The organism is Streptococcus mitis (assembly GCF_047464035.1).
GTDB classification, from domain to species: Bacteria; Bacillota; Bacilli; order Lactobacillales; family Streptococcaceae; genus Streptococcus; species Streptococcus mitis_DX.
Genome location: NZ_JASHCQ010000003.1, coordinates 40473 through 59975 on the forward strand (window position 1 = coordinate 40473; position 19503 = coordinate 59975).

Below are 19503 nucleotides of genomic sequence, written 5' to 3' on the forward strand. Positions count from 1 at the left end.
TTTAAAGTTTTTATCTAACTTTTGATACTATTTTATATATTTTTTTATAACTAAAAAAGGATTCTAATTTTATGGTTAGAATCTTTTTTTGACACTATTATTGAAAGGTGCTATAATGTTTTTAAAAGGAGGTAATATATGATTAATTTTGAAGATTTAAAGTTAGAAATACAAGATGAGTTTATTTCTTCTAATATTTCTGAAATATTGTACAGACAAAGAAAAAAAGATAAATTATCACAAGAACGTTTTTTAGAAGAATATTTTGAATACAATATTTATACAAAATCAGCAGGGACTTTATCGCTCTCGCAGTTAAAAAGATATGAGAAAAATTATCGAGAAAAATCTTCCACTATTAAGCCTCAAAAAAGTAGCGAAATTTTTAATATTATTAGAAGATTTTCTGTTACTAATGATTTATATCAAAGAGAGATATATAACGACTATTTAAAAGAAGATTCGTTTAGGTTAGCTGAACGTCTAGAAGAGTTAGGTTTATTGGACTGCATTGAAAAAGCAACTAATGGACTAGCTGGGATGAATGAATTTAACATTAAATTTGGAAAAACTTATGATAAATCTGTCTTACTAGATTGGTTATTCACTAATGCTAATAAAGCATTGAATGGTGAAGATATACCTCAATTTATTTATAGTCAGACTAAAACAAGGCATGATATAAAAGGAGGAACTAAAAACTAAATTAGCAAATTTAAAAAAGCCAAGTTCAAAAATACTTGGCTTAATTTATTTGTTTTAATATATCTCGGAGAGCTTTTATAGTAGGTTCTCTTTTTTCTGTTGGTAGGTTTCTAATATCTTCAATGAGTTGTGAAAATTCTCCGCTTTGATTTTGATTTTCAATATTAAAAAAAGTATTCATATCAACTTCAAGAGCTTGTATGATTTTTTCAATAGTCTCAAGCTTAACGTTTAACTGTTTATTCTCTAATCTATAGATATAGTTGAATCCCAGATCAGCCTTTTCTGCTAGATATTCTTGTGTCATTCCGCTTTTCAGTCTTAGAAGTCTGATTTGTTTTGCAACAAATTCTCTTAAATTTATTTTTTCAGTCATGATAGTACCTCATAACTATCATACAAGTTTATCTCGTTGAATAAATCATTATCAAAAGACTGAAATTTTTGCTAGAATGGTGTTTTAAAGACTGTAAAATGTGGTATAATATTATTCATAAAACAGTCTTTTAAGACATAAAGGAGTTTACATGCTAGAATCAAACACACAAGGTCACGGAACCATCAAGAAATTGCGCACAGGTGCTGTCGTTTCTACTTTAGCACTTACAGCTTTTGGGGTATCTACTGGGGTATCAGCTAGCGAAACGGAAGTAGCCGTTAACGAGCCTGCAACTAGGGTAGTTGCTAAGGATGAGGTTGTCCCTAAAGTTCCTAGTCAATCGGACGTAGATAAGGCTAAGGCTGAGTCAGATAAAGCTAATCAGGATGTAGCTAAACAAAAAGAAGTTGTTTCAACTACTGAAGCAAACATCGCCACTACCGAAAAGACTATTGCTGATACTACTAAGAAAGTAGAAGAAGCTAAGTCGGTTACACCTCAAAAGGTATCTGAAGCTAAGGCTGACGCTGAAAAGAAAGCCAGTGAGCTTGCTACAGCTGAAAAGACTGTAGCTGATGCTGATAAGTCTGTTTCTACCACTGCTGAAAAGGTTGCTGACCAAACTAAGCTAGTATCTAATGCTGAGAAAACTGTAACTGCTACGGCTAATAAGGTTGCTGACGCTCAGAAGAAAGTAGATTCTCTTTCATCTACTACTGATGTCGCTCCCCTTGAAAAAGAGGTAGCTACGCTTACTACTCAGGTCGCTGAAGACACTCAAGCAGTATCCACAGCCCAAACCAACCTTGATAATGGTAAAAAAGCTCAATCTAACAAAGAACAAGCCATCAAAGATGCTCAAACTGGGGTATCTAGTGCTGAAGCAACTCTATCTTTAGCCACTACAGCCCTTGCTAATGCTAAAGCTGACCAATCAAACAAAGAAACTGCCCTTACTTCAGCCCAAGCCGACCTTGACCGTGCTAAAGAAGAGTTGGAAAGTATTTCAACAACTAATGCTCGTTTCACTGTAAGTCAAGAGTATATCTCTTTGTTGAAAGAGTATGCTAAATCTAAAAGTGAATCTGTATCTAACCAACTTAAAGACCTTGGTGAAAAAGAAATGGAAAGACGTGGGTATCTTGGAGACACTGAGAACAACCCTAACCGTTTCAAAGTTACTGGTAAAGACCGTGATGTTAAAGTTGATGTAGCTAACCTTACCCCAGAGGTAGAGCGTGAAATCAACTTGTTCACAGCTGACCTTATCAACCAAATCCGTGATGCCTTTGGTACTCCTCATGCAATTGTAACAGAAGACTCTATGCGTATTGCTAAAGAAGTTGCAAAAGCGTCTAAACTAGAAGGCGATCATGACTTTGATGCTCTTGATGGGGTAGAAGCTAAAAATGGTATCCTAATTTCTGAAAATCTTGGTTTCAGTGCGAACGAAGTAACTAACTTAGCTGAGTTGAAAGAAGCAATCTATGAAAACCTTATTTCAATGATTTTCAACGACTCTGAACCTAAGTGGGGGCATGCTTTAAGTCTCTCAAGTTTGGATAGCACAAAGCCAGATGTTGTGTACCAACAATATGTTGGTGTTGGTATTCGTACTAACAAAACTTTCCCATTCAGCATCCACATCGACGGTACATCTAATAATGGTATCTCTGAAAATGCTAAGTTCGACAAAACCAAGGTAGTTACCGCAAACAATAATGCTAAGGATCTCCAAGAAAAACTAGACTTGGCTCAATCAACTTACGACAACGCCATTTCTGTACTCAACCAAGCTAAATCAGCAGTTCAATCAGCCCAAACTGCCTACACTAACGCTGAGACAGCACTTGCTAATGCTCGTACTAACCTATCTAACGTAGTAGGTAACAAGATTGATGTTCCGTCACTTGAAAAGGTTCTTGCTGATGCTGAAGATAAACTAGCACAGGATACTAAAGCTTTGCAAACTGCTAAGGAATCACTTGCTCTTGCTAAATCAAATGCTACTGACAAAGCTAAGGCTCTTGCTGAAGCTAAAACAGCTCTTGAGACTGCTAAAGCTGAACAATCAACTGCTGACCAATCTCTTGAAACTGCTAAGGGTGAATTGGAAGTTCTTAATAAGGCTCATGATGTAGCAGTCTTGGCTCGTAAGTCAGCTGGTCAAGACCTTGCTCGTAAACGTGAAGCATCTAAAGAAGCTACTGACACTTATACAGTTCTTGAACTTGCCCTTACTAAGCGTGATGAAGTCCTTAAAGCTTTAGACAAAGAGCTTACTAATGCTAATGCTAAGCTTGAAGTACTTCGTGCTGAGTTGGAGACTGCTAAAGAAGAGTTGGCTCGTCTTGAGGGTATCGCTGAAGTTAAGGCTCGTAGGTATGAGAACTTTAAGCAACTTAAAGCCGACCATGACGCATACCTTGCTGGACAACAACGCTTGCAGGCTTTGAAGGACAGAGCAGAAGAAATCCGTAACGCAGGTGGAGAAGTTAAGCCTGTCCTTGATGCTGACGGTAAAGTGGTTGATGTTGTGGATGGGAAGGCTAAGGCTAAGGATAAAGCAGTAGTTGCGACAGTAGGAACTAAAGACGATAAAACATATCAATCTCCTGCACAAGCTACAAATGCAAAAGCAGAACCTAAGAAACAACTTCCAAATACAGGAACGAAGGATTCAGGACTTTTAGCATTGCTTGGAGCAAGTGTTGGACTATTTGCTTTAGCAGGAAAACGAAAATATAATAGATAAAAAGAAAGAGAGCGGTGGCTCTCTTTTCTAATGAAAACAAATTAGTATACATGTAAAAATTTTATATAAGGGAAACTTTTGATATTCTGGTTCGATTTTTGCTTATTTTTTATGAAAGTTTACCTTATTTTAATGAAACTGATTGAAATTAGTTGAAATTTTATTTTTTGAAAACTTATAAAAACGTTGATTTTAAAGCACTTTGAAATTAGATGAAATAAGTGGTGCCCCAACCAGGTCTTAAGAAAGCTCGTAAAGCATCACAATTCTCAAAACGTTAATTCGAAAGAATTACTATACTTCCAAAGAGCACCTTTCGGGGTGTTCTTTTTTCGATTTTCTTACTAAATTGAGGGATATAGAATAGAATTTTTTGGTAATAGTTGATGTTTTGGTATAATAGGATTATTCAAATAGTCTGAATATAGTAATAAGGAGGAAGTAATGGTTGATTTTTTTGCTGGTAAAATTGTTTATCTTGATGAGCAAGCCGTTTTTGACTTTTTAGAATTACATCAAAATGGAATACAATCTGATATCATAAAGCGTGTCTCCAAAAATATGGTTGAAGTAGATGCCGAGGGAAAGGTTGGTATGAACTTCTTTACTCGATTTAAGATAGGGCTCTCTGGCAATGCTTCATATCAACGAAGCGGTGTAGTAGAATCACAAATTACCTCTACATTGCTAAGTAATTTTAAAAAGTTTGTGACCAATAAAAATTCTTCAAAAGTGGAATGCTTAGATAATGTTAAGCTTTTTATTGAGAAAGACTCTCCCGCTTTTTACCGTAACATCACTCCTGTTCTTGATATGATTAGTGATATTACTAAAATGAGTAGTATTACAGATGATGATAAAAATAATTTTAAAGGTATTGAAATAAAGAATATTGAACGAACTTTGGACCGACTTTCTGGATATTATGAAATTAAGGGAATTAGTTCCGAGAGTAATGAAAGTGTTTTCAGATTCAATATATCGGGTCTACGTAATAATTATACGTTGAGTGACTTGACCAAGATGGATGTCAAACTTTATGGAATTAAGGTTGGAGAAGTAGATTCAATTGATTTAAGTTTTAATACAATGATAGATAGACTATCAAACCAGAGACAGTCACAATTAGGAGCTGACTTTGATGAAGAACAAAATAATGAGAAAATACCGATATATGATGTTCTAGTGGCAGGTGTATAATGGTAAGATTTAATATTTTTTTTGAGCCAGTTCAAAAGTTTAATGAAAGGGTCGCAAAATTAGATAACTATGTTTCATTTAATGAGGTTATTATAAATTGGACTAAAGATTCTACTATTATTGATATAATAAAACCTCTAATAGATAAAAAGAATTGTATTTTTAGAATGGATACCTACTCGCTTTCTGGGAGCCTAGTTTTTGAAAATATTGATTTATTAATCAAAATTTTTAATGATTCAGGAACTGAAGAAATATATCTTCATAATCCCCCTAAAAAATTCTTTAATTCATTAAAGCAACAAGTTAAATCAGAATTTTTAAATATTGAACAAAGTACTTTTGCAAAAATTAGTGAGGAGCAACTTAAAAGGATTTCTGAAGATTTAAATGAAAAAATAGTTGGTCAAGAAAAAGCTAAGAAAAGTTTATTAAGGAAATTGGTTACTCAGTTGGTGCGTACGAATGCGAAACCACTAGTATTAATGTTTTATGGTGAACCAGGAATAGGAAAAACTGAAACAGTAAAACAACTATCATTTACACTGTATGGAAATAACAATATTATTAGAGAACAAATGTCGATGGTTGGTGGTGAATCAAGTGTAAAATATTTTAAATCAACAAACCATAGCGAGGACTCATTTTCTAAAACATTACTAAACAGAGAATCTAATGTTATTTTGCTTGATGAGTTCGCTTTAGCTCCTGCATTTTTTCATAGCACCTTCTTTCAAATGTTTGATGAAGGCATTTATGAAGATCAAAATTATAAAGTAGATTTAAGTAACTCAATTATTATTTGCACTTCTAATTTTAAAAGTCGTTTAGAAATGGAAAAAAATATTGATATAGCATTATTGAGCCGATTTGATGGTTTTGTTAAATTTTCTCCACTATCTATTGATGAGAAAAAGCAAATTTTAAAATTGACGTATTCAAAAATTATTAGCTCTGAATATATAGATGAAAGGTATCAGGAATATCTAGATGAGGACAAGATATTAGCTTGTATTGAATCGCATCTAAACACCCTCCCTAATGTTAGAGCGATAAGGAAGTACGTTGAAGATGTTGTTGCGGATGAATTATTGGAGGTCATAATAAATGGTAAATCAAACTGATTAGGATAATAACTTTAGAGAACGATAAAGATTATGGAGTGGAGAATTTAAAATGAAAAAATTGAAAAAACTAACTTTTTATAAAACGATTTGGTTTTGGTTAACTATATGTTTATTGGTTTACATATTAAGACAATCTAAAGTGACAGTTGTTAAAATGTTTATTGATATCGTTTCTTATGTTTATCAGCAAGTCATAAGTGAACCGATTGCATTTTTGGCATTTCTTATCAGTATTATTACTGTATATATAGAAAGAATTAATGTTTTAAAAAAAGATAGAAGAGCTAAATTATCCATCTCCTATAAAAAAGAGGAGATGTCAGAAGTAAAAGCTGTATTCAACGGTGAGGAAAAGAAGATTGAGGTACCTAAGCTAAGAATATATGAAAATTCAGGAACCATAAAGTCTACTTACATATTCACACCTTATATTAAAAATAATGATGTAAAAAATGATACAATAGATGATAACTATTTTTCATTTAATGCAGTTCATATCCATCTTAATGAAAATAGTAATTTTTTCAATCCAGCCAGGCTACATTATAATAATTGTATTGCTCCCAGTTCGTTCATTTCGAATAATCCAAATGAAAATCAATCTCATTTTATTTTTTGTTTATTCGAAGGTGTAGATGGTTCTTATAAATTATTATTGCTTGTTTATTTAAAAAATGAAAATGGAAACTATGATCTTCAAGTTATTGATAGGGTAGACGCATTAAATAAAGGAGCGGTGTATTTGCAACATTACTATAATCAGTTTAAAAAGTGTGAAAAATATCTTTCTGAAAATAATATCATCGTCTCTTGAGTTAAATAAATAGACCTTTACAGTGAATATTAATCAAAAATGCCTCACTAATTAAGTGAAGCATTTTTGATTATATAGAAGATACTGCATAGTCTATTTTTAGCCTTATTGAAATGATTTCAGGTCATTTTAGTTTAATTTTGGGAATCAAGAAAGGCTTTAAATCAATATTTCTGACGTTAACAAGTCTAAAAAAATCTTGGAACAAGTTTTGCATGTTCATCATAATATTTTATAGATTCCTTTCATACCAAGGGTTTAGCCCCTGTTTCTTAAATTTTACTGCCCACTTCTGCCCAGAAATGAGTAGTGTAAAAATCTTAACTATTATACCATGTTTAGTTTGAATGACAAAGTGAGGTAGTGTAAAATAAGTTGTGTAAACACTAAAAGGAATAAATCCGTTATAGTAGAGTTGCGAAACATTACTAGAAAAAGATTTATTCCTATGACTCAGTTTTCGCATAACTACTTAACTTCCTAGTCCAAAAGCAAGATATTGATAATAACAGAAGGAGAAACTTTCTCTTTTTTAGTTCAACTTATTCAATTTTTTTATTAAATATTGTAATAGAAGGTCAAAAGATGTTGGTATCATGCTACACTAAAATAAATTAAAACAAAACCTTGTCAAACAAGGCTTGAAAAAAGCTCGTAAAGCTTCACAATTCTCAAAACGTTAATCAATACGATTATATCAACGTTTCAAAGCACTTTGCAAAGATTTTGCAAAGTGCTTTTTTGTCGATTTTTTAGCTCGATTAGCTTTGTGATAACCTTTTCTAAATTTTGATTGCAAGGCTAGGCGTGATTACCTTATTTAATTTCTATCATTTTTTATTTTGATGAAGGGTAACTTAGTTTCTACGGAATAACCTTTTTCGGTCATAATAAAACACTCCTGTTCATAGTTTCACTAGATCTAAACAGGAGTGTTATTTTTGCGTCTCAATTTATGTGTTCAGTGCCTATCTACTTTTCTAGTAACCAATCTATAATGTTTTTCTTCTCAATACCATTGTAATTGGCTGTTGGCTGAATCGTATCCATTGTTAATAGATATTTTGGGAATTGATCTTTAATGGCTTCTAGTGGTCTAAGTTCTCTTTCTAGTGTTTCTGGAGCAAGTGTTGTTTCACTGACTTGATAATAAGTGTAGTGACCAAGATCAGTTACAACAACAAAATCAACCTCATATTTATCTAAATTACCAACATATACTTGTGAATATCTACGTCTCAATTCTAAATATACCATATTTTCCAAGATATGCCCAATGTCTTCTTTGTGGTCTGGTAATAAGAGATGTCGTAAACCTAAATCAACGGGATAATATTTTTCTAAGCGTTGCAATAATGCTCTACCTTTTACATCAAAACGTGGAACGGAATAAAAAAGCAAACTATCTGTCAAAGTCGTCAAATAATTTTCCAAAGTATTATGGGAGATTGAAACGTTTTGGCTGACCAGGGTATTGCGAATCTTATTTGTTGATATTAAGCTACCTGTACTACTGAGAAGGGTTCGGACAATGCGTTCAATAATAGTAGGATTTGGATTTCCTAATCTAGTTACAATATCATTTAACAGTATTGAGTTATATATTCCTCTTAGATAATCAATTTTTTCAGCGTAAGATGATGTTTGCAATAAGTAAGGGAAAGCACTAAAGAGATAATTGTTAAAAATTTCTGTTGTATTCAGATTTTCTGTGAGAGATTGACCTGATAGATATTCTTCAAATGACAAAGGAAGAACCTCTATCTCAACATACCGACCAGTCAAGTTTGTTGCTAATTGGCTGCTCATAAAGTAGGCGTTTGATCCAGTCAAATAGAGGTCAACATTTGGTAGGATGAATAGACTATCTGCTACCAGTTCAAATTTCTCAACATGTTGAATTTCATCTAAAAAGATATAGTATGTTTTCTCGCTAACTAATTGATCTTTTATATAAGCGTATAATGTTTGAAAATGTCGGAGGTCATAGTAACTCAGATCCTCAAAATTGATGGATATGATTTGATCCTCGTCTACCCCAGTTGCTAGTAACTCCTCTTTATAGAGTTGAAAGAGAACAGATTTACCAGCTCGTCTAACTCCACTCACAACTTTGATGATTTGTCGGTCACGATGTCTTCTTAAAAAATCTAAATAATGTGGTCTTTTAATATAGTTCATAATAGATACCTCAAAGATAGTATAATACAAATAGACATTATTTTCAAATATTTAGAAATAAATTGGAATTTATTTTATTATTTCTAAACATTTAAAAATAATCTTTTTCTATAATCAAAAAATAGTCCATTTTGGTATGGCATGATAGTAAATCTTGTGAGGTTTTGTAGCAAGTATTCAAATAAAAAGCGCATACTATCAGGAATAAAAAACTTGATAGTATACGTTTTATTCTAGAAATATTTGCTGGCTGTTTTTCTCAAACTGACTTTTTAAGAAGTTACCTTATCAGCAATTTCAAATAAGTTTATGGAGCTATCTTTGGAAAAACTGTAGAATTTCAAAAATTACTACAGACCTTGAATTTTACTTATCATTTCAATGATTTAGATTGCTTACATTTTGTTTTGATAAGTTTTACGGTAATCTCCAGGAGAAAGTCCAGTCCTTTGTTTAAAAATTTTAGTAAAGTAAGAATAATTATCATACCCTACTTGACAAGATACTTGTGATATCGAGATATTTGTTTGAGATAGGAGAGATTTAGCAGCATTAATGCGCTTATCCGTTATATATTTAACAAGAGTTTCTCCAGTTTCTTTTTTAAAAATTCTAGCTAAATGATCTGCGCTGAGATAAACCATATCTGCTAAGATAGAACGATTTATATCTTCATAGTAGTGATGATCTATGTATTCGACAATACGTTGAATACTATTTTTTTGGTTTTCAAGGTTTGTTGCAAATTTCTTGGCATGTGACCAGTAATAATCAAAGTAATCTTGAAATGATTCAATTGAATGAAAACGTCGTTGGAATAGGAAATCATGAGTGCTATTTTGGAATAATTTATGTGCTGAAATTCCATTTTGATCTAGATATATCCCTATTTGTTGAATCCAATCTAGTAAAATTTGTTGTAGTGTGAAAGTAGGAATTTGAGAATTATAGGCAAGTGAATTAATTTTTTCTCTTAATTCGTATTCACTTAAGGTGTCTAAAAAAGTAATTGAAAGAGTTTCTGTTTTAAAGGAAGTTGGGAAACTATGTGGAACACATGTAATAGTATTCCAATAAGAAACATATTGTTCATTATAAGTGTAGAGTTCTTTGGTATGAAATAAAATATCGGATATTTTATGGCAACTCTTATATATAATGTTTGAGTATTTACTAAAGTTATTGGAAATTTGAGAATGAATTTCATATGCCAGTTTGTCACTACGTTTGGAAGAGTCTACTCTAAAGAGACAAACATATTGATCGACCTGGCTTTCCATTTTGAATAGACTTATCAGATTATAAGAAGGTTGTGAAATTCTTTGAAGTTCTCTTTTTAGTTGAGAAGTCCATGATGGAGTTTCTACAGAATAATCTTCTTCATTAAGATTAATGGTTAAAACTGCGAGGAAAAAATACTGGTGTTGTTTAAGAATAAAATCTTGTTTGCTCGCTATGTTTTCTAGTTCATCAATGCGAGAAATTTGAGGTTTTCTAAGGTAATCATACCAGAAATTATCTTCTATTTGTAAAAGTGAATCATTTTTTCCATTTAAGTTATGATTCTCAATTTTACTAATGGCTTTTTGAATAATAAATTCTAATTTTTCAAAGTTAATGGGTTTTAGATAGTATTCAAAGCTTTGCAATTCAATTGCTTTTTGAGCATAGTTGAAGTCGGCGTAATTAGTTAAAAAAATTGTTTTTATATCATATTTTTCATTTCTAATCCAAGATAAGAGTTCGAGGCCGCTGCCTTGAGGCATTTCTATATCGCTTATCATGAGATCAATAGGATGCTCTCTAATAATATTTTGAGCTTGAGTGAGGCTATAGGCAACATAAACAATGTCAATGTGTAGTTTAGCCCAATTTATTTTCTCTCGTAAAGCTTCAATGATAAAACGATCGTCATCAACTAATAAGATGTTCATTATAACCTCCGTCTATAATCTTGTATGGAATGAGTAAAAGAATTTTAGCTCCACCTTCTTCATTATTTTCAAATGCAATACTATAGTCATTAGGATAGAGAAGATTTAAACGTTCGATGGTGTTTGTTATCCCGATATGATGTCCATCTTCTGTTATTAGAGACTGTTTCTGATTTAGTTTTGATAAAATTTCTTCAGAGAAACCTGGACCATTATCTTCGATACAAATCTGAATATAATCTGAGTTCTCAGTTTTTACTTTTTTTATCGATAGCAAAATTGTAAATAAATCCTGAAATGAAAAACCGTGTTTGATTGTGTTTTCAATAAATGTTTGTAAAAGTAATGATGGGATAAGAGTATTTTGTAGGTCATCATTGTAGTTTAGTGAAAAGTAGATGCTATTTCCATATCGAATTCGTTGTATTTCTAAATAATCTTTAATATGCTGAACTTCATCTTTAAGTTCTGAAAAATCTTGATTAGCCATAAATAAATGACGGAGATAATTTGAAGTTAGGATAGTTAATTCTTCAATTTCTTTGTAGTTTTTTGTTTGAAGCATACTATGAATCATTGATAACATATTTAAGTAGAAATGCGGTCGAATTTGATTTTTAAGATAATTAAGTTCAATCTTCTTAAGTTCTAGTTGTGAATGGTATTCTCGTATTTTTAATTCTTGCATGTCAAATATTACTTTATTAAGTTTATCATTTGCCTTATCAATTTCTAGTATACCTTCAGATATAAAAAATTCAGAAGGGGGGATGGAGTCTCCGAGTTGAGAGAGTCGTTCAGTGAGTCTTGTTATCGGTTTAATCATCCACTGACGAATATACAGGATAATGATGATTGATAAAATGGTGATAATGATAGGAACGGCTGATAAAAATACTTCTAAGAGTGTGATATTTCTAAAGACTTCGGCATAATCGACTAAAACATAAATATCGAAAGGTAAATGCGTTTTTTCATTTTGAGCATGAATCAGGTAGTTTTCGGAGGGTATATTATTAGGCTCTTTTAGGGAAAGTTTACCATTATTTCCAATATTGAGTTTTCTGAGAGGTTTTAGGATATCTTCTGAAGATATGACGGCATAAATGATTTTTCCTTCGTAATGAACAGATTTAACTAAGTATTCGCTGTTTTTAGTAGTTACATTTTTCCATTTACGGTCACTTATATCACTACGCAATGATTTTAGATTTGATTTTAATAGTAGATAATCTTCATATGGAATATAAAGATTGGAGACATTTATAAAATGATCAGTACTATCGGTTTCTAATAAGAATGTCATATGAGTTTCATTTTGATATTCAAACTCTGTAAAGCTAGTTTGAACTTTTTTAAGATTTTCTTGATACTCAAGAAACGTTTGTACATGATTTAATTTCTCTAAAGATTCATTATGCGTTATTGTTGAGTACATAAAGCGTTCTACAGAATGCAATTTTTCATTAACAGAGTCAGCATAAATTTCAATTGAACTACGTAGGTGTACTATATTTTGGTTTTTAATAAAATTTCTGGTTATGTTACTCATAGCAATATTGATTAAAATATTTATCAATAGTAGTACAAGTAGGAGTTTAAAGAAAAAATGAATGGAATGTTTTTTTGATAAGTCGTGATTTAATTTCATATACTATTCTCCTATTAAAATTATAGCACTTTGAAAATATGATATCATGTAACAAAACAGATATGTTTTATCAAGATGTCGGAAAAGTAATAGTTTTTAAAATTAAAAAACTGAAAAATTGATAAACCTAGTCCAAAAAGTTCTATTAAGGGAATTCTATATGGTGTAAAATAATCGTAGAAAATCAGATGGGAGGAAAAACATGAAAGTAGCATCTCAACTTCATAAAATAAAATTAAAGCATAGTATTCCGTTATATATATTACTTTTTCCTTCAATATTGCTATTAATTTTATTTTCCTATATTCCCATGTTGGGACTAATTATTGCATTTAAAGACTATTCACCAGCCAATGGTATCTTTGCTAGTCAGTGGGTAGGATTTAAGTACTTTACTCAATTTTTCTCATCATTCCAATTCGGGACAACTATGTTCAATACATTAAAAATTTCACTTTATAGTATTGTAGTAGGATTCCCCTTGCCTATTATACTAGCTATAATCAGTAATCAGTTAAGAGTTGGGAAATTTAGAAAAATATTTCAAGTGACAACTTACTTACCTCATTTTATCTCTACAATGGTTATGTGTGGGATGATTATCTTATTTTTATCTCCTACTAGTGGTTTGTTAGCAAATGTATTTAAGTCTGTTGGAATTACTATTCCAGATTTTTTATCAAAACCTACTAGTTTTGCAGGTGTTTATGTTTGGAGTGATGTATGGCAACATATTGGTTGGGATAGTATTATTTATCTGGCAGCGCTTTCTGCAATTGATCCTACATATTATGAGGCTGCAACTATGGATGGCGCTTCTAGATTACAAAAAATTCGGCATATAGAATTACCATTGCTTTTGCCGACTGCTATGATTCTATTAATATTAAGAGCAGGTAGTTTATTAAGTGTAGGTTTTGAGAAAGTGTTACTACTACAGAATCCTCTTAATTTAGCAGGAAGTGAGATAATTTCGACCTATGTTTATAAAGTTGGTATGGTGAACTTTCAGTATAGTTATTCGACAGCTATAGGGTTATTTAACACGGTAGTTAATCTAATAATTTTGTTATCTGTTAACTGGTTCTCAAAAAGATATACCAGAACGGGTCTTTTTTAAAGGAAGGAGTGCTCAAGGTGAAATGGTTTCATAAATCAAGAAAAACGAACTCTGAATTATTATTTGATATAGTTACCTATGGTTTAGCAATTTTCCTTATCCTGTTAATTGTTTATCCGTTATGGTTTGTAGTGATTGCATCTTTTAGTAATCCTTCAGATGTTGCAAATGGGAAGGTATGGTTTATTCCTAGAGAATGGAAATTAGATGGATATTTACGTCTTATTCAACAACCTTTATTTTTGCGTAGCTATCTAAATACCATTTTATATACTGTTGTTGGTACCTTAGTTGCTTTAGTAGTCAATATTCCAGCTGGTTATGCTTTATCTAGAAAAGAATTAGTTGGTAGAAAGTGGATGAGCATTCTATACATAATCCCTATGTTTGTATCAGGTGGTTTGATTCCTACCTACTTAACAGTAAAGAATGTTGGCCTAATTGATACATTTTGGGTAATGGTAATACCTTTTGCAGTTTCATCATACAATATTATTGTTGCTAGAACTTTCTTTAATAATAGTATTCCAGATGGGATGTGGGAGGCTGCGCAAATTGATGGCTGTGGTACAATTCGTTATTTTATTAAGATAGTCGTTCCTTTATCAAAAGCTATTATAGCAGTTATTGGACTTTGGACTGCAGTTGGTATTTGGAATTCGTGGTTTAATGCTTTAATTTATTTAACGAATGAAAATTTACAACCATTGCAATTAATTTTACGACGTTTACTAATTAGTAATCAAATGTTACAATCGCAAGCAACAGGAGAAGTTGCATCAGATCTTCGTATCAAAGCCGATATGATGAAATATGCAGCAATTGTTATTTCAACCGCTCCGATAATGTTGCTATATCCCTTTGTTCAAAAATATTTTAATCAAGGCGTAATGATTGGCGCGTTGAAGGAATAGGAGAAAAACATGAAAAATAAATCATTTACATATTTGTTCTTAGGAACCGTTACACTTGCTGGCTTAACAGCCTGTGCAAATTCCAATAATGCGAATAAGGACGATAAGTCTGGAGAAGATTCTTATAAAATCACAACTGTTCGTTGGTCTGACTGGGGAGAAGATTATCACAAAGGTTTTCTAACAGATTCTGCCAAGGAATCAGGTATCGATGTTAAATGGGATACACTTGTAGCCGCAGATTGGGCAGATAAGAAATCTGTTTTGGTTGCTAGTGGAGATTTACCAGATGCATTTTTAGGTTCAAATGCTTTTACAGATTCAGAAATTGCTCAGAACCAATCTTTATTTATTCCATTGGAAGATTTAATCAAAGAAAACATGCCAAATTTAACTAAGGCTATGGAGAAAGAACCTAAGATTAAAGCTATGATTACTTCACCAGATGGTCATATCTACAGTCTACCTAAAAAATTACCGATGCGTCCTACTGTAGCTAATCAGCTATTTATTAATAAAAAGTGGCTGGATAATTTAGGATTAAAGGTTCCAGAAACTTATGATGATTTAGTAAAAGTACTACAAGAATTTAAGGATAAAGATGCGAACGGAAATGGAGACGCTTCTGATGAAATTCCATTCGGAGCAGGAAACTTTGATCCAACATTCTCATATATTCTTCCGTTCAATAATCGTTTAGGGGCAGATAATACATATGAAATGTCTGTAAAAGATGGAAAACCAGTCTACCTTCGTACAGAAGAAAGTTATAAACAAGGGATTGCAGCAATGCACGAATCTTATAAAAAAGGTTTGATTGATCCGGAAATCTTTACAGAAGATACCTCTATGAGTGTAGCAAAACGTATGGATAAGGGAGTATCTAGAGTAGGTGTTTCTAGTGGTTGGACAGCAGATGCAACGTTTGGCTTACATTCAAGTGAATATATTGCTCTACCTGCTTTAAAAGGTATGGATGGTAAACAATATGTCTTTTCTGATCCAGATCATTACAACTATGGTCGAAATGAAATTTTGATTACAAATAAGAGCAAAAACCCTGCTAAATTATTGAAATGGTTGGATAAATTATATACAGATGAAGCAAGTATTCAGAATTTCTATGGATCATTTGGAATAGCTACTGAAAAGAATGGTGATAAGTTTAAAGTGTTACCTCCTAAAGATGGTAAATCAGCCGATGAGTATGCATGGATTAATTCACTTCGAGATTTTGGACCTAAATACGTAAGCGATGATATCAATAGTCGCGTAGAAATCGATCAAACACAAGGTGATGGATTGAAATTGAAGATGGACCAAGATTTGAAACAATTTGCGTTGCCAGCTTACCCTAATGTGATTTATTCACAAGAAGAGCTTAACAAATTATCATCAATCTATGTGAGTATTGAATCTTATGTCAAACAACAAGCATCTAAATGGGTAGTTGAAGGTGGCATAGAAAAAGAATGGGACTCATACAAAGAAACTCTTAAGAATATGGGATTGGACGAATTTATGAAGATTCAACAGGAAGCATATAATCGTTACCAAAAAGAAGTAAAAGAGTAATACTTTATATGAACTCTTGGTTGTATAAACAAGGGACTAGCTAATTACAGGAAGCGAGACTGATAACATCAAATTATCTCGCTTCCTTTATTCTAATTTTTAAAGAAATTTGGAAATGTTTTTTAAATAATTTAGGTAATATTTTTGTGCAACTGACATTCTAAAATATAGAGTTAAGACGATTGATTTCATGGGGAATATATTATGCAAAAATTATTTTCATTAGATGGAAAAGTGGTTAGAATTTTAACTTTTTTGACAGATTTAATTATTTTAAATACTCTATTTATTGTTAGTTGTATTCCAATAGTTACAATTGGGGCATCACTAACTTCTCTTACGACAATGTGGTATCGTATTTTAAAAGGTAAAGATACCGATATTACTTATCATTATTTTCGGATCTTTAGACAAAATTTTAAACAATCAACTTTTATTTGGTTGTTTATCCTCCTAATAGAATTACTTTTATATGTGAACTATTGTCTTTGGGGCTATTCAAGTTTATTTTCAGAGTATAGTTTATTGTTAGTGTTGCCCTTTTTATTTGTTATAATACTTTTTATGAGTGTTGTTTTTCCCTATATTGGTCTATTTAAAGATAATCTAAAAAATAGTATTGTAAATAGCGTATTAATTTGTATTTTAAATCCAATGCAAGCTATCATTTTGGTTTTATTTAATATTTCTGTACTGTATATGAGTTTTAGTAGTCCAGAACGAGTTTTAACAGCTATTTACGTATTTACATTTGGAGGATTTGCTTTTTGTGGATTGATGAATGTAATGGTAACGAATAAAATGTTTGATAAAGTAAAGAGATTTAATAAGAGGAGGGAAACAAATTGAAAATTTTTAAGGGAGAGTTTTATCGAATCTCTGTATTAACAGACAAGTTAGTAAGGTTAGAATACTCTCAAACTGGAAGTTTTGAGGATAGAACGACACAACTTATCTATAATAGAGATTTTGGCCAAGTTTCGTTAGATTATATCGAGACATCAAACGTACTAGATATTATGACGGACTATTTTCATTTGCACTTTAATAAAGGAGAATTTAACGCCGAAAATTTATTTATAGAATTAAAAGGAAATTTTGCCGTATATGGTAGTCGCTGGTATTTTGGTGAATCTATTGAAACGTTAAAAGGAACAGCTCGGACTCTTGATAAGGCAGACGGCGCAATCCCATTAGAAGATGGAATTATTAGTCGAAATGGCATTGCCTTACTGGATGATTCTCAAGGATTTATTTGGGATGAACAATCTGGTTATATTGAGAGAGAAAATCAAATTGACCTCTATTTCTTTGCCTATGGGCATGATTATAGAGGAGCAATCAGAGACTTTTACCATTTGACTGGTTCAACACCCTTGTTGCCAAGATATGCTTTAGGCAATTGGTGGAGTAGGTATTGGCCTTATACGTCGGATGAATACTTGAATTTAATAGACAGATTTAAAACAGAGAAAATTCCATTATCTATCGGTGTTTTAGATATGGATTGGCATATAACTGACATTCCAACTCGTTTTGGAAGTGGTTGGACAGGCTATAGTTGGAATAGAAACTTAATACCAAATCCAGAACAGTTATTGCAACAACTTCATGATAGAAAGTTAAAACTCTCCTTAAATGTCCACCCTGCTGATGGTATACGGGCTTATGAGGAAGCTTATCCTCGAGTCGCCAAACGATTGGGATTAAATGTAGAACTAGAAGAACCAGCCATTTTTGATTTTTTCAATCCATCCTTTAGGGAAGCCTACTTTAAAGATGTTCATTATGAGCTAGAAAAGCAAGGAGTAGATTTTTGGTGGATTGACTGGCAACAAGGGACACAAGGCATGTTGGATCCACTATGGCTTTTAAACCATTATCACTATCAGGATAGTTGTAAACATTCAGAAGGTGGCTTGATTTTATCAAGATATGCAGGTCCTGGTAGTCACCGCTACCCTGTTGGTTTTTCAGGGGACACTATTATTAGTTGGAATTCCTTAAGATTTCAACCTTATTTTACAGCGACAGCATCTAATATCGGTTATAGTTGGTGGAGTCATGATATCGGTGGACACATGTTGGGGGATTATGACGAAGAGCTACAAACTAGATGGCTACAGTTTGGTGTTTTTAGTCCGATTACTCGATTACATAGTTCTAGAAGTCCTTTCAATAGTAAAGAACCTTGGTTTTTTTCAGAAACAACATCTAAGATTATGAAGAATTACCTTCGTTTGAGACATCAGATGATTCCATATCTATACACCATGAATGTAAAGACACATGAGGAAGGCGCCCCATTAATCAGCCCAATGTACTATTTCTACCCAGAGAATGATGAGAGCTATAATGTTCCAAACCAATACTTTTTTGGAACAGAACTGATGGTGGCTCCCGTTGTAGAAAAGATGGATTTGGCATTCCAATCTGCAAAAGTAGATGTATGGTTCCCTGAAGGTGAATGGTATGACTTCTTTTCAGAGAAAAAATATACAGGTGGTGTGAAGTTGAGTGTTTATAGAGACATTTCGACGATACCTGTGTTTGCAAAAAGTGGTGCAATCATTCCCTTGGTTGGTTCTGAGATAGATATGGGTGTTGATTTACCTGAAGTTGTAGATTGGTATGTATTCCCAGGCAAACAACATTCTTTTGAAATGATTGAAGACCAAAATGGTCAAAGATATAAAACAAGATTATCAATTGATTGGGAAATGGGAATGGTAGAGTTAGCATTGCAAGGAGATTCTAGTATCGTTCCAAGCAATAGAAGGCATAGAATTCATTTTAAAGGAACGAATGTGTCTATCATTGAATTGCCAAATAAGAATGATACAGCTAGATTTGAATGCAAAGAAAATAAAATGCCATATCTAAATGATGAAGTTTTTAGACTACTAAAGACGGCTTCTCTTCCATATGAATTAAAAGATAGATTGTTAAATCAATCCATCAATGCGAAAAACTCTCATGAGTTAATGAATATCTTGCATCATCAGGATAAGGAATTGAGAGGGCGTTTGTTGGAAATGATATTTACTAGCGAAAACTAATTGAGACATTTCGTACACAATTTCTATTATTTAATGTGTAACAGTTTTACATCTCTATGCTTATTGACTTGTATTTTAGTAATTACAAG

General features: G+C 32.2%; 14 protein-coding genes. 10 read left to right on the forward strand and 4 right to left on the reverse strand.

The window, feature by feature from the left end; translation table 11 throughout:
- Positions 1-138 precede the first annotated feature (138 nt).
- Positions 139-705, forward strand: a complete 567-nt coding sequence (locus tag QM818_RS01940) for a hypothetical protein (protein WP_414299836.1) — start codon at positions 139-141, stop codon at positions 703-705.
- 40 nt (positions 706-745) lie between these two features.
- Here the strand turns inward: QM818_RS01940 and QM818_RS01945 are convergent, their stop codons facing one another.
- On the reverse strand, positions 746-1081 hold the full coding sequence (locus QM818_RS01945; protein WP_047206714.1) for a helix-turn-helix domain-containing protein: 336 nt from the start codon (positions 1079-1081) through the stop codon (positions 746-748).
- A 151-nt stretch (positions 1082-1232) separates the two neighbouring features.
- On the opposite strand from QM818_RS01945, the gene QM818_RS01950 reads away from it, so the two are divergent.
- The 4 genes from QM818_RS01950 to QM818_RS01965 all read left to right on the forward strand — a co-directional run bounded on the left by QM818_RS01950 (position 1233) and on the right by QM818_RS01965 (position 6980).
- On the forward strand, positions 1233-3839 hold the full coding sequence (locus QM818_RS01950) for an SEC10/PgrA surface exclusion domain-containing protein (RefSeq protein ID WP_414299837.1): 2607 nt from the start codon (positions 1233-1235) through the stop codon (positions 3837-3839).
- Positions 3840-4283: 444 nt separating this feature from the next.
- Positions 4284-5039, forward strand: a complete 756-nt coding sequence (locus QM818_RS01955; RefSeq protein WP_254754069.1) for a DUF6414 family protein — start codon at positions 4284-4286, stop codon at positions 5037-5039.
- A complete protein-coding gene (locus tag QM818_RS01960; RefSeq protein ID WP_261080606.1) occupies positions 5039-6163 on the forward strand; it encodes an AAA family ATPase in 1125 nt (374 codons plus the stop codon). The genes QM818_RS01955 and QM818_RS01960 overlap by 1 nt, the downstream gene beginning before the upstream one ends.
- A 52-nt stretch (positions 6164-6215) precedes the next feature.
- Positions 6216-6980: a hypothetical protein gene (locus QM818_RS01965; RefSeq protein ID WP_254754072.1), complete on the forward strand. Its 765-nt coding sequence runs from the start codon at positions 6216-6218 to the stop codon at positions 6978-6980.
- A 972-nt stretch (positions 6981-7952) separates the two neighbouring features.
- On the opposite strand, the gene QM818_RS01970 is transcribed toward QM818_RS01965, so the two are convergent.
- From QM818_RS01970 to QM818_RS01980, 3 genes are all read right to left on the reverse strand, one after another.
- The gene (locus QM818_RS01970) at positions 7953-9161 is read right to left on the reverse strand and encodes an ATP-binding protein (RefSeq protein WP_001106639.1); all 1209 of its coding nucleotides are present in this window, start codon (positions 9159-9161) and stop codon (positions 7953-7955) included.
- 395 nt (positions 9162-9556) lie between these two features.
- Entirely contained in the window at positions 9557-11095 is a 1539-nt protein-coding gene (locus tag QM818_RS01975) for a response regulator transcription factor (RefSeq protein WP_414299838.1), read from the reverse strand.
- Complete coding sequence (locus tag QM818_RS01980; RefSeq protein WP_414299839.1) at positions 11076-12746, reverse strand: sensor histidine kinase; 1671 nt, start codon at positions 12744-12746, stop codon at positions 11076-11078. Before QM818_RS01980 ends, QM818_RS01975 begins: the two co-directional genes overlap by 20 nt.
- Before the next feature lie 202 nt (positions 12747-12948).
- Here QM818_RS01980 and QM818_RS01985 point away from each other — a divergent pair, with 202 nt between their 5' ends.
- The 5 genes from QM818_RS01985 to QM818_RS02005 all read left to right on the forward strand — a co-directional run bounded on the left by QM818_RS01985 (position 12949) and on the right by QM818_RS02005 (position 19414).
- Positions 12949-13866, forward strand: coding sequence for an ABC transporter permease (locus QM818_RS01985; protein WP_000861542.1), 918 nt, complete (start codon positions 12949-12951; stop codon positions 13864-13866).
- Positions 13867-13883: 17 nt separating this feature from the next.
- Positions 13884-14780 (forward strand): carbohydrate ABC transporter permease, encoded by an 897-nt coding sequence (locus QM818_RS01990; RefSeq protein WP_000870790.1) that lies wholly within the window; start codon positions 13884-13886, stop codon positions 14778-14780.
- A 9-nt stretch (positions 14781-14789) separates the two neighbouring features.
- Positions 14790-16355: a type 2 periplasmic-binding domain-containing protein gene (locus QM818_RS01995; RefSeq protein WP_049521062.1), complete on the forward strand. Its 1566-nt coding sequence runs from the start codon at positions 14790-14792 to the stop codon at positions 16353-16355.
- 204 nt (positions 16356-16559) lie between these two features.
- Positions 16560-17204, forward strand: coding sequence for a DUF624 domain-containing protein (locus QM818_RS02000; protein WP_254754075.1), 645 nt, complete (start codon positions 16560-16562; stop codon positions 17202-17204).
- Complete coding sequence (locus QM818_RS02005; RefSeq protein ID WP_254754076.1) at positions 17201-19414, forward strand: glycoside hydrolase family 31 protein; 2214 nt, start codon at positions 17201-17203, stop codon at positions 19412-19414. The genes QM818_RS02000 and QM818_RS02005 overlap by 4 nt, the downstream gene beginning before the upstream one ends.
- Positions 19415-19503 lie beyond the last annotated feature (89 nt).